The 9,986-nt window shown below is 71.8% G+C and carries 12 protein-coding genes and 1 rRNA gene; 5 read left to right on the forward strand and 8 right to left on the reverse strand.

Annotated features, from left to right (window positions below; all coding sequences use genetic code 11):
- Positions 1 to 106 precede the first annotated feature (106 nt).
- Positions 107 to 322 (forward strand): hypothetical protein, encoded by a 216-nt coding sequence (locus tag LNK82_RS44505; protein ID WP_053717413.1) that lies wholly within the window; start codon positions 107 to 109, stop codon positions 320 to 322.
- A 45-nt stretch (positions 323 to 367) separates the two neighbouring features.
- Here the strand turns inward: LNK82_RS44505 and LNK82_RS44510 are convergent, their stop codons facing one another.
- From LNK82_RS44510 to LNK82_RS44535, 6 genes are all read right to left on the reverse strand, one after another.
- Positions 368 to 1,297, reverse strand: coding sequence for an NADP-dependent oxidoreductase (locus LNK82_RS44510; protein ID WP_230572846.1), 930 nt, complete (start codon positions 1,295 to 1,297; stop codon positions 368 to 370).
- Between the two features lie 12 nt (positions 1,298 to 1,309).
- Positions 1,310 to 4,252: a bifunctional [glutamine synthetase] adenylyltransferase/[glutamine synthetase]-adenylyl-L-tyrosine phosphorylase gene (locus LNK82_RS44515; RefSeq protein ID WP_230572847.1), complete on the reverse strand. Its 2,943-nt coding sequence runs from the start codon at positions 4,250 to 4,252 to the stop codon at positions 1,310 to 1,312.
- Between the two features lie 39 nt (positions 4,253 to 4,291).
- The gene (locus LNK82_RS44520; protein ID WP_230572848.1) at positions 4,292 to 4,516 is read right to left on the reverse strand and encodes a hypothetical protein; all 225 of its coding nucleotides are present in this window, start codon (positions 4,514 to 4,516) and stop codon (positions 4,292 to 4,294) included.
- Positions 4,513 to 5,646: an inorganic phosphate transporter gene (locus LNK82_RS44525; protein ID WP_230572849.1), complete on the reverse strand. Its 1,134-nt coding sequence runs from the start codon at positions 5,644 to 5,646 to the stop codon at positions 4,513 to 4,515. The genes LNK82_RS44520 and LNK82_RS44525 overlap by 4 nt, the downstream gene beginning before the upstream one ends.
- Positions 5,647 to 5,772: 126 nt before the next feature.
- Positions 5,773 to 6,510, reverse strand: a complete 738-nt coding sequence (locus LNK82_RS44530) for a type 1 glutamine amidotransferase (protein WP_230572850.1) — start codon at positions 6,508 to 6,510, stop codon at positions 5,773 to 5,775.
- A gap of 15 nt (positions 6,511 to 6,525) precedes the next feature.
- Complete coding sequence (locus LNK82_RS44535; RefSeq protein ID WP_230572851.1) at positions 6,526 to 6,972, reverse strand: rhodanese-like domain-containing protein; 447 nt, start codon at positions 6,970 to 6,972, stop codon at positions 6,526 to 6,528.
- A 79-nt stretch (positions 6,973 to 7,051) separates the two neighbouring features.
- On the opposite strand from LNK82_RS44535, the gene LNK82_RS44540 reads away from it, so the two are divergent.
- From LNK82_RS44540 to LNK82_RS44555, 4 genes are read left to right on the forward strand one after another with little or no spacing between them, the layout of a single operon-like run.
- Positions 7,052 to 7,516 carry an Lrp/AsnC family transcriptional regulator gene (locus LNK82_RS44540; RefSeq protein ID WP_230572852.1) on the forward strand — a complete coding sequence of 155 codons (465 nt, stop codon included), beginning with the start codon at positions 7,052 to 7,054 and terminating at the stop codon, positions 7,514 to 7,516.
- A 30-nt stretch (positions 7,517 to 7,546) separates the two neighbouring features.
- Complete coding sequence (locus LNK82_RS44545) at positions 7,547 to 8,149, forward strand: DUF2975 domain-containing protein (RefSeq protein WP_230572853.1); 603 nt, start codon at positions 7,547 to 7,549, stop codon at positions 8,147 to 8,149.
- A gap of 2 nt (positions 8,150 to 8,151) precedes the next feature.
- Positions 8,152 to 8,745 (forward strand): DUF2975 domain-containing protein, encoded by a 594-nt coding sequence (locus tag LNK82_RS48100; protein ID WP_230572854.1) that lies wholly within the window; start codon positions 8,152 to 8,154, stop codon positions 8,743 to 8,745.
- A complete protein-coding gene (locus LNK82_RS44555; RefSeq protein WP_053717423.1) occupies positions 8,742 to 8,948 on the forward strand; it encodes a helix-turn-helix domain-containing protein in 207 nt (68 codons plus the stop codon). The genes LNK82_RS48100 and LNK82_RS44555 overlap by 4 nt, the downstream gene beginning before the upstream one ends.
- Here the strand turns inward: LNK82_RS44555 and LNK82_RS48105 are convergent.
- Both LNK82_RS48105 and rrf read right to left on the reverse strand, forming a co-directional pair.
- Complete coding sequence (locus LNK82_RS48105; RefSeq protein WP_230572855.1) at positions 8,929 to 9,792, reverse strand: GNAT family N-acetyltransferase; 864 nt, start codon at positions 9,790 to 9,792, stop codon at positions 8,929 to 8,931. The two genes, LNK82_RS44555 and LNK82_RS48105, sit on opposite strands and share 20 nt — an antisense overlap.
- Before the next feature lie 68 nt (positions 9,793 to 9,860).
- A 5S ribosomal RNA gene (gene rrf / locus LNK82_RS44565) occupies positions 9,861 to 9,977 on the reverse strand.
- Positions 9,978 to 9,986 lie beyond the last annotated feature (9 nt).

Consider the following 9,986-nt stretch of genomic DNA (forward strand, 5'->3'; position numbering starts at 1 on the left):
TCAATGCGAGACGGCCCTGGATCGACGGTGCGTAGCCCCCGATCAACACGCCGTCGACACCAGGGCTGCTCCCACCCCGATCGGGGAGGGCGGTTAAGGTCGCGCCGTGTCTGATGACGTCGCAACCCCCGCCCAGGTGCTGTCCACCAACATCTTCGACTCCGCCGCCGAGGCGATCGAGGCGATCGGCGCCGCCGACGTGCTCGGTCTCGGCGTCCGGGTGTCGAACCGCCTCGTCCAGGACGAGGAGTCCGACGACACCCTCGTCGAGGAGTGGATCGTCGAACTGCTCACCACGGTCCCGACCGTCGACGAGGAGTAGTCAGCCGGTGGGCCCCCGCCGTCGACGGGGGCCCTCCACCACGAGTCACACGGTCAGCACGATCTTGCCGCGCACGTGCTTGCCCTCCAGCAGCCGGTGCGCCTCGGCGGCCTGCGCCAGCGGGAACGTCTGCTGCACCTCCACCTTCAACGCGCCCGAGCCCGCCTGCCCGGCCAGCCAGTCCAGGTCCTCCCGCACGGGCTTGGCGTAGGAGAACCGGCCGCCGAGCTCCAGCACGTTGGTATCCACAATGGACACGATCCGGGCCGGGTCGCGCACCAGCGCGGGCGAGTCGTTGAGCGCCGCGCCGCCGACGCAGTCGAACGCCACGTCGACCAGCCCGTCGCCACCGACGAGCTCGGCCACGTTGTCCACGAGCGCGTCTCCGTAGGCCACCGGCTCCGCGCCCAGCGACCGCAGGAACCCGTGGTTGCGCGGCGACGCCGTGCCGATCACCCTCGCCGCGCCGAGGATCCGCGCCACCTGCACGGCCAGGTGCCCCACACCGCCCGCGGCGGCGTGCACGAGCACCGTGTCGCCGGACGACACCCCGACCTTGCGCAACGACTGCACCGCCGTGAGCCCGGTGAGCGAGAGCGCGCCCGCCTCCACGAACGACAGCGACGCCGGCTTGTGCGCCAACCCGCGCTCGGTGGCGGCGATCAGCTCCGCGTACGTCCCGTTCTGCACGTGGTCCTTGCGCTGGTAGCCGAACACCTCGTCGCCGACGGCGAACCCGTCCACGGCGGGCCCGACGGCGCGCACCACCCCGGCCACGTCCCAGCCCGGCACGAGCGGGAAGTGGCACGGCGTCGAACTCGCCACGTACCCCATGCGCACCAGCCGGTCGACCGGGTTCACCCCGGCGGCACGCACCTCGACCAGCACCTGGTCCAGCGCGATCGGCGGGTCGGGCAGCTCCCGCATCACGAGGACTTCGGCATCTCCGAATTCGGTCTGCGCGATCGCTTTCACGGACCCCAGTCTTCAGGACCCGTAGAAGATGCGCTCGATCACGGCCCGCGCGCGACGGGTGGTGCGCCGGTAGGAGTCCAGGAACTCACCGGGGTCGACCGGGTGCCCCATCGCCGACGCCACCGCGGCCAGGTCGCGCCCGGCCGTCGGCAGCTGGTCACCGGCCTTGCCCTTCACCAGCACGACGGCGTTGCGCGCCTCGGTCGCCATCACCCACGCGTCCATCAGGGCCGACGAGTCGTCCTCCGACACCAGCCCGGCCTCGGTCGCCGCACGCAGCCCGCGCACGGTCGACGGCGTGCGCAGGCCGGGCACCTCGCACGCGTGCTGCAGTTGCAGCAGCTGCACGGTCCACTCCACGTCGGCGAGCCCGCCCCGCCCCAGCTTGGTGTGCGTGGACGGGTCGGCGCCGCGCGGCAACCGTTCGGCCTCGACGCGGGCCTTGATGCGCCGGATCTCCCGCACGGCGCCGGCGTCCAGGCCGTGCTCCGGGTAGCGCACCGGGTCGATCATCTCGATGAACCGCGCGCCGAGGTCCGCGTCGCCGCCGATGAACCGCGCCCGCAGCAGCGCCTGCGCCTCCCACAGCTCGGCCCACTGCGCGTAGTAGGCCCGGTAGGAGTCGAGCGTGCGCACCAGGGGCCCCTGCCTGCCCTCCGGCCGCAGGTCGGTGTCCACCTCCAACGGCGGGTCCTGGCTGGGCGCGCTGAGCAGCCGCCGCACCTGCTCCACCACCGACGACGCGTAGCGGGCGGCGTCCGCGTCCGTCACGCCCGGCGCGGGCTCGCACACGAACAGCACGTCGGCGTCCGAGCCGTACCCCAGCTCGCGCCCGCCGAGCCGGCCCATGCCGATGACCGCGATCGACGCCGGCCGCTCACCGGCCGACCGCACGACCGCGTCCAACGCCCCTTGCAACACCGCCACCCACACCTCGGACAGCGACACGCACACCGTCCGCAGCGGGACCAGCCCCAGCAGGTCCGCCGACGCCACCCGCAGCAGCTCTTGGCGGCGCAGCGACCGGGCGGCGGTGACCGCGCGTCCCAGGTCGTTGTACCGGGACACGGCGCTGCGCAGCGGGTTGCCGATGGTCATCGGGTCGCGGCCGACGAGCGCGTCGGTGTCGGCCAGCAGCGGCAGCACCTCGGGCGCGCGCACCAGCAGGTCCGGCACGAGCTTCGACGTGCCCAGCAGCGCGGCCAGCCGGTCGACCACCGTGCCCTCGTCCCGCAGCAGCCGCAGGTACCAGGGCGTCTCGGCCAACGCCTCCGACACCTTCCGGTACGCCAGCAGCCCGCGGTCCGGGTCCGGGGTGGTGGCGAACAGGTCCAGCAGCACGGGCAGCAGCGCCGTCTGTATCCGCGCCCGCCGGGAAACGCCCCGGGTCAGCGCCTCGATGTGCTTCAGCGCGCCATCCGGCGCGGCATACCCCAGAGCGGCCAGTCGCGCCGCGGCCTGGGACGTGGTCAACCGCAGCCCTTCGGTCGGCACCTTCGCGACGGCCTCCAGCAGCGGCCGGTAGAACAGCTTCTCGTGCAGCCGGCGCACCTGGTTGGCGCGCTTGCGGAACTCGGCGAGCAGCACCTGGCCCTCCGACAGCCCGCCCTCGGCCTGCAACCCGGACGCACGCGCCAGCCAGCGCAGCGCGGTCACGTCGCCCTCGGCCGGGAACAGGTGCGTGCGCAGCAGCCGCTGCAGCTGCAACCGGTGCTCTAACGTGCGCAGGAACCGGTATGCGCGGCCGAAGTCGGCGGCGTCCGCCCGGCCGACGTACCCACCGCGCCCCAACGCCGTCAACGCCTGGGTGGTCGTGGTGATGCGCAGTTCCTCGTCACCGCGGCCGTGCACGAGTTGCAGCAGCTGCACGGCGAACTCGACGTCACGCAGCCCGCCGCGGCCCAGCTTCAGCTCCCGGTCGGTCAGGTCCACCGGCACGTGGTCCTCGACGCGGCGGCGCATGGCCTGCACGTCGGGCACGAAGTTCTCGCGTTCGGCGGCCGTCCACACCAGGGGCCGCACCACGTCCATGTACCGCAGGCCCAGCTCCTCGTCACCGGCCACCGGCCTGGCCTTGAGCAGCGCCTGGAACTCCCACGTCCGCGCCCACCGCTGGTAGTAGGTGGCGTGGCCGTCCAGCGTGCGCACCAGCGCACCCGCCTTGCCCTCCGGCCGCAGCGCCGCGTCCACCTCGAAGCACGCCTGGCCCGCGACCTGCATCACCGCGCCCGCCAACCGGGTCGCCACGGCCAGGTCGCCCTCGCCGACGAACACGACGTCGACGTCGCTGACGTAGTTCAGCTCACGCGCGCCGCACTTGCCCATCGCGATCACCGCGAGCCGGCACTCGTCGGACCGCGGCACCTGCCGACCGGCGACATCCAGCGCGGCCCGCAACGCGGCCACGGCCAGGTCCGACAGCAGGCTCGCGACGTCGTCGTAGTTGACGTACGGCTGGTCGGGCTCGACCACGTGCGCCAAGTCGTCGGCGGCGATCCGGCACAGCAGCGCCCGGTACCCGATCCGCAGCGCCCGCACCGCGTCCGCGCCGGTCAGCCCTTCGACCGCGGCGAGGAGGGCGGGCACGAACGACCCGGCGTCCACCGGCTCGGCGTCGACCAGGTCGCGCCAGCGGTCCGGGTTGGCGACCAGGAAGTCCGACAGCGCGGTGGACGAGCCCAGCACCGCGAGCAGCCGACCGCGCAACGCCTCGACGTCCCGCAACGCCTGGTCCAACTCGGGCCACCGGTCACCGAGCGCGACGCGCAGCCGGTCGACGCCGAGCAGCGCCAGGTCCGGGTCCGGGCTGCGGGACAACGCCACCATGATCGGCTCGTTGCCCTCGGTCGGCCGCCGCCCTTCCCACCACCCGGCGGCGCGCAGGAGCTCACCGCCGCGCGCCTCGGTCAGGCCGAACCTCGCGGGGGACGTGGGCAGGCGGGCTGGATCGGTCATCGACGAACACCGTAGCCCGCCGGGACGCCCGGAAAAGCGTCAGCCCGCCACGATCAAGTAGATGCCGAACAACACTACGGTCACGCACGCCAGCAGGCACGCCGCCGCCACGACCGTGGGCGCCGCCGTCGGCGCCTGCCGCTCCTGCGCCGCCTCCCGCGCCGACAGCGCGCGCAGCCCGCCGGAGAACAGCAGGACCAGCCCCAGCACCACCGCGAGGCTCACCCCGAACACGGCGCCCAACGCCGCCCAGTCGATCTTCACGCCGCCACCTTGTGCGTCTCGGCCTGTGCCGCGATCTCGTCCACCACGTGCTCGGGCCGCACCGGCTCCCGGCGCGACAGCAGCCAGATCACCAGCGACACGCCCACGCCGACCACCGCCACGGCCACCACGCCCGCCGTGCCGAGCGACGCGACCTTGCCCGCGAGCGCGCCGACCAGGCCCGCCGCCGGCAGCGTCAGCCCCCAGGCCGCCGCCATCCGACCCGCCACGCCCCACCGCACGCCGTCGCGCTGCCGGCCCAGGCCGGAGCCCATGATGCCGCCGGACGCGACGTGCGTCGTGGACAGCGCGAACCCCAGGTGGGAGGACGCCATGATCACGGTCGCCGCGCTGGTCTGCGCGGCGAAGCCCTGCGGCGCCTCGATCGTGGTCAGGCCCGAGCCGAGGGTCTTCGTGATCCGCCAACCGCCCAGGTAGGTGCCCAGCGCGATGGCGATCGCCGCGCTCAGGATCACCCAGAGCGGTGGTTCCGACCCCGGCGCGAGCGTCCCGGCGGTGATCAGCGTGAGCGTGATGATGCCCATCGTCTTCTGCGCGTCGTTCGTGCCGTGCGCCAGCGACATGAGCGCGGCCGACGCGATCTGGCCCGCCTTGAAACCCTTGTCCGTCACGGACTTCCGCGCCCGCTTGGTCAGCCGGTAGGTCAGGTAGGTGGCCAGCATCGCCACGATCCCCGCCACCAGCGGCGCGGCGATCGCGGGCGCCACGACCTTGTCCACGACCTTCGCGAAGTGCACCGCGTCCGCGCCCGAGGCGACCCAGGCCGCGCCGATCAGGCCGCCGAACAGGGCGTGCGACGAGCTCGACGGCAGGCCGACGTACCAGGTCACCAGGTTCCACATGATCGCGCCGATCAGCCCGCCGAACACGATCGCGGGTGTGATTCTCGCGTCGTCGACGATCCCGCCGGAGATCGTCTTGGCCACCTCGACCGACAGCAGCGCTCCCACCAGGTTCAACACCGCGGAGAAGGCGACGGCCGTGCGCGGCCGCAGCGCGCCGGTGGCGATGGAGGTCGCCATCGAGTTCGCGGTGTCGTGGAAGCCGTTGGTGAAGTCGAAGACCAGAGCCGTGATGACCACGATGATGACGAGGAGCGAGGCATCCACGCTGATTCCTCCAACTGAATCGACACAGTCGAAGGTAAACGCTACCCGTCTGGCCGATGAACACTCACGACGACGAGGTGAACGCTACCTGTCCGAACGATGAACGCTCACATCGGTGGAGGTTCATCACACCAGCGGCAGGCTCCGGTGGATCGTCAGCTCACCGGCGGCCAGGCGCACGAATCGTTCGGCAAACGGTTGCCACACCTCCCGAATGTCCTCGTGACCGGCCGCGAGGCGGTCCGGGTCGAGCACACCCGGTCGCACACTCGCCACCACGTCGGGGTACCCCTCGGCCCACTGGAGAACCATGTCCGGCGTGGTCTCGACGTGGAACTGCACGCCGTAGGCGCGGTCACCGACCCGGAACGCCTCGTTCGCGCACTTCGGGGAGGACGCGAGCAGCAACGCCGTCGGCGGCAGGAAACCGACCTCGTCCTCGTGGAACTGGAGCACGTCCGGCGTCCACGGCAGCTCGTCGAACAACGGGTCGCCGCTCGCCGCGTCCCGCTTGGCCACCAGCCGCACGCCGACGTCGGGCCCCTGCGGGCTGCGCCGCACCTGCCCGCCGGTGGCCGCCGCCAGCAGCTGCGCGCCGAGGCAGATCGCGAGCAGCGGCACGCGCTTCGCCACCGCGTGGGACAGCAGCCTGCGCACGTCCGCGAGCCACGGGTGCGCGACGTCGTCCAGCGCGCCCATCGCGCCGCCCAGGCACACCACGCCCTGGTAGCCGTCGAGCGTCGCCGGCACCGGTTCCTCGTACGGTTTCACCACGTCCAGCACCGCCCCGGCGGTGGTCAGCCACTCGCCGAGGCGGGCGGGCGGGTCGTCGTGGTCGGGTTGCAGCACGAGCAGGCGCGTCACTCGTCCGAGGGTAGATCAGCAGTCGCAGGAGATTCCGTGCAGCCTCTTGCCGCCGTCGCCCTCGACCGCGTCACCCTCCACCGGGTAGCCCGACGCCTGCCAGGTCGTGATGCCGCCGGCCAGCCGCTTCACCTTGAACCCGAGCCGCGACAACTTGAGCGCACCCTTGGTGGCCGCGTTGCACTCGAAGCTCTCGCAGTAGCAGACGTAGACGAGCTCGCGGTCCCAGGCGGCGGTCGTCGTCTCGTCCACGTCCCGGTGCGGGAGGTTGATCGCGCCGGGGATGCGGACCCGCGCGAACGCCTCGGGGCTGCGCGTCTCGACGAGCTGGAAGCCGTCGGTCGTGCCTGCCTGCATGTCGCGGACCACGTCGTCCGGGTCGGCCTCGAAGGCCAGTTCCGCGGCGAAGAACGCGGCGGCGGCAGCGGGGTCGGCGGCGGGGAAGCGGAGCGTGTTGGTCATGGGTAGATCGTGGCTGACCAGCGCGTTCTTCCCCATGCGGAACTCCAGGCGTTGCGCGGGTTCCGCTTACGATTCCACGGTGGAACTGGACGATCTGGATTGGAAGTTGTTGGACCTGCTCCAGCGGGACGGTCGGATGACGTTCACCGAGCTGGCCAAGCGGGTCTCCCTGTCCGCACCCGCGACGACCGAGCGCGTGCGCCGGCTGGAGCAGGCCGGGATCGTCACCGGGTACGTCGCCGTGGTCGACCCGCAGCGGCTCGGGCTGCCGATCGAGGCCATCGTGCGGGTGCGGGTGCGCAGCCTGGACACGCCCCGGTTCCGGGAACGGGTGGTCACGCTGGCGCAGGTGCGCGACGCCGACCACGTGACCGGTGACGACTGCTGGCTGCTGCGCGTGGTGTGCCGGTCGATGGTCGAGCTCGAGGAGTTCGTGGAGCAGGCCCAGCGGTACGGCGACACGACCACGTCCCTGGTGTTCTCCTCCCACGCGCGCAACCGACCCGTGACGCGTGAGGTCTTCGAGGGTATCGTTTCTCGATAACATCGATAAACGATATGAGGGGGGCGTGTCATGTCGAGGGGGAACGCGTTAGAGCCGTTGACCGGCGTGGTGTCGGCGGTCTTCACGCTGAGCCTGGGGGCGTTCGGGCTCGCCACCGCGCTCCGGCTGACGATCGGCTTGTTCGACCCGGTGTGCTTCACCGCCAAGTACTGGCCGCACGACACCGCGGGCCGCGACCTGGCCGCAGGTGTGCGGTTGGACGACGTCGAGCGGGTCACGCTGTGCGTGGACGACCCCGAGCCGTGGCAGCACGTGCTCGACTTCCTGTCCGAGGCACCGACCGCCGTCACCCGGGTCGGCGCGCTCCTGCTGCTCCTGTTGCTGCTGCGGCGTGCCTCGCGGCACGGCATCTACACCCCGGCCACGGCGGCCGACGTGCGCCGCTTCGGCCACTACCTGCTGTGGGTGCTGCCGGCGGCGGCGATGGTCGAGTCGATCGCGCGGACCACGCTGGTGCACGCCGCCGTCACGTTCGACGCCGGGTTCATGTCCTTCTTCGGTGAGTGGGAGGCGCCGTGGTTCGCGGTCATCACGGGCATCGCGCTGCTGTCGCTGGCGAAGATCGTGCGGGACGGCGCGGAGATGCGTGCGGACCTCGAAGGGACGGTGTGACAGTGGCGCGCAGCCCGTTGCAGCCGTTGACCGGGATCGTCCGGTTCCTGTGGGCGGTCACCACCGTCGTGTCCTTGACCGCGATCACGTTGGTCGCGGTGGCCTCGTACGGGACTTCCGCGTGCATCACGTCGCACGTGGGCGCGCACCTGATCCGCACCGTGCCGCACGGCGACGTCGGGCACGTCGGCGCGGGGTCGTTGCGCGTCTGCCTGAGCCGGCCGACCACCTGGGAACGGGTGCTCTACCTGGTCGACACCGCGGTGCCGATGGCGGCCTACGCCGTGCTGTTCCTGCTGCTCATGCGGCTGCTCGAACGGGGCGCCAGCGAAGGCGTCCACACCGCAGCCACCGCGGACCGGCTGCGTCGCCTCGGGTGGTACACGCTCGTCGCCGTGCCGGCCGTGACGCTGGCCGAGGCCGCCGCCCGGATCCGGCTGCTGACGCAGGTCCAGCCCGAGGTCGACCTGACGTCGCTGACCGCCGAGTGGGACGTGCCGTGGTGGGCGGTGGTCACCGGCGTGGGTCTGCTGACGCTTGGCAAGATCATGCGCACGAGCGCGGAGATGCGCGCGGACCTGGAGGGAACCGTGTGAGCATCCAGGTGCACCTCGACCGGCTGCTGGCCGAGCGCGGGATGACCTTGACCGAGTTGGCGGACCGCGTCGGCGTGACCGTGGTCAACCTGTCGATCCTCAAGAACGGCCGGGCCAGGGCGATCCGGTTCAGCACGCTGACCGCCCTGTGCGAGGCGTTGGACTGCCAGCCGGGCGACCTGCTCAGTCACCGGCCGGGGTGAACACGAACTCGGCCGAGTCGATCACCGGCCGGAACCCGATCCGCTGGTAGATCGAGTTCGACGTCGGGTTCGACAGGTCGGTGTAGAGGACCACGTGCTCGGCGCCGTTCTCCCGCGCCCACGACGCGCAGGCCGCGGTGACCGCCGCGCCGTAGCCGTGCCTGCGGTGCTCGGGCGGGGTGTAGACGGGGCCGATGCGGGACATGCCGGACGCCGGAGCGTTCGCCGCCGCCCACGCCACCGGGGTGTCGCCGACGTGCCAGATCAGGTGACCGTGCCCGGCGGCCAGGCTGATGCGCAGCATCGACCGGGAGCGGTCCTCGCTGTCCTCATCACGGACCTGCTCGGTCGCTTCGACCCCGAACTCCGTGCGCCAGTGGCTGAGCAGGTCGATGTCGTCCACGGTCGCCAAGCGCGGGGTGCCGGGGACGTCCGGCATGACCAGGTCGCCCAGCTCGTACAGGCGCAGCGCCATGTGCTCGCGCGCGTTGCAGCCCGTGCGGGCGGCCCACGCGACAACGAACGCCTCCACCGACTCGCGCGGCCCGTTGACGCCGGGCAGTTCCACGTCACCGGCCAACGCGTCCGCGACGACGTCCGCCCACTCCGGCGCGACACCGCTCAAGGTCAGCGGCCACGGCGGCGTGCGCAGTGCCGCGGCCACCAGGACGCCGTCCTCGGACACGCTGACCAGCAGCGGTGGTTCGTCCGCCGGGTCGGCGTGGTTGAGCCTGCGGTCGACCGCCGCGATCGGGATCGTGTGGAACACCGGATCGGCGTTGAAGAAATCCCCCGTCAACGCCCAGAACTCCGCCAGGTCGTCGTGTCTCGTCACCTCGGCCACGATCGGACGGTAACGCAAAAAACCCTCAGGGGCACTCGAGTAAACGAGTGCCCCTGAGGGTGAAGTATGTTCGGCGGCGTCCTACTCTCCCACACCCTCACGAGTGCAGTACCATCGGCGCTGGAAGGCTTAACTACCGGGTTCGGAATGGGACCGGGTGTTCCCCAACCGCTATGACCACCGAAACACTATGA

This window comes from Saccharothrix luteola, assembly GCF_020859565.1.
Lineage (GTDB): Bacteria > Actinomycetota > Actinomycetes > Mycobacteriales > Pseudonocardiaceae > Actinosynnema > Actinosynnema luteola.

Bases quoted from the DNA above. Each gene is read 5' to 3' on its own strand.
- LNK82_RS44535 (WP_230572851.1), bottom strand. From the start codon at position 6,972: ATGACCAACACGCTCCGCTTCCCCGCCGCCGACCCCGCTGCCGCCGCC.
- LNK82_RS44545 (WP_230572853.1), top strand. From the start codon at position 7,547: ATGTCGAGGGGGAACGCGTTAGAGCCGTTGACCGGCGTGGTGTCGGCG.
- LNK82_RS44515 (WP_230572847.1), bottom strand. From the start codon at position 4,252: ATGACCGATCCAGCCCGCCTGCCCACGTCCCCCGCGAGGTTCGGCCTG.